Origin of the sequence: Zoogloea ramigera (assembly GCF_006539865.1) — a bacterium.
GTDB lineage: Bacteria > Pseudomonadota > Gammaproteobacteria > Burkholderiales > Rhodocyclaceae > Zoogloea > Zoogloea ramigera.
In genome coordinates, this window is the sequence record NZ_BJNV01000184.1 from 1 (window position 1) to 878 (window position 878).

An 878-nucleotide genomic window follows, 5' to 3' on the forward strand; every position below is an offset into this window, starting at 1 on the left:
TTCTCGGAGAAGATCTATGAAAACAGGCGCAGGTATTGCGATCGGCCTCTCGGTCGCCCTTGCCGCCGGTGGTGGCTACTGGCTGGGCCAGAGGCCAGTAGCCAACCACTCGGAGCCCTCTGTGGCGGCTGTTACGGCACCTGTTGAAGGCATGAAGAAGGAGCGCAAGCTCCTCTACTACCGCAACCCGATGGGGCTGCCGGACACCTCGCCGACGCCGAAGAAAGATCCGATGGGGATGGACTACGTCCCGGTCTACGAAGGGGAAGCTGACGGTGAGACCGCTGCAGCGAACTCGATCAAGATCAGCACCGAGAAAGTGCAGAAGCTCGGTGTGCGTACCGAGGCAGCGGAACTGCGCGCCCTCGACAAACTGGTGCGCGCTGCCGGCCGCATCGAGATCGATGAGCGGCGCAGCTTTGCCATCTCCCCGAAGTTCGAGGGTTACGTGGAGCGCCTGCACGTGAACGTCACCGGCCAGCCGGTCGCCAAGGGCCAGCCGCTGTTCGAGGTGTACAGCCCGGAACTGGTCTCCGCTCAGCGCGAATACACCATCGCCGCCCAAGGCGTCGAAGCCTTGAAAGATGCTGGCAGCGAAGCCCGGAGCGGCATGCAGCAACTGGCCGAATCGAGTTTGCTGCGCCTCAGGAACTGGGACATCTCGGAGGAGCAGATCCGTTCGCTGGCAAAATCCGGTGCATCCAAGCGCACGCTGACCTTCCGTTCCCCGGTTTCTGGCGTCATCACTGAAAAGAAAGCGCTACAGGGGATGCGCTTCATGCCGGGCGACACCCTGTATCAGGTGGCCGACCTGTCGTCGGTGTGGGTTGTCGCCGACGTGTTCGAACAGGACATCGGTCAGGTGCGTACGGGGGCCA

General features: G+C 62.5%; 1 protein-coding gene. It reads left to right on the forward strand.

Going from position 1 to position 878, the window contains the following annotated elements; translation table 11 throughout:
- Window positions 1-16: 16 nt before the first annotated feature.
- Window positions 17-878: efflux RND transporter periplasmic adaptor subunit (locus ZRA01_RS20355; protein ID WP_141355192.1), on the forward strand; the 862-nt coding region annotated here is incomplete at its 3' end.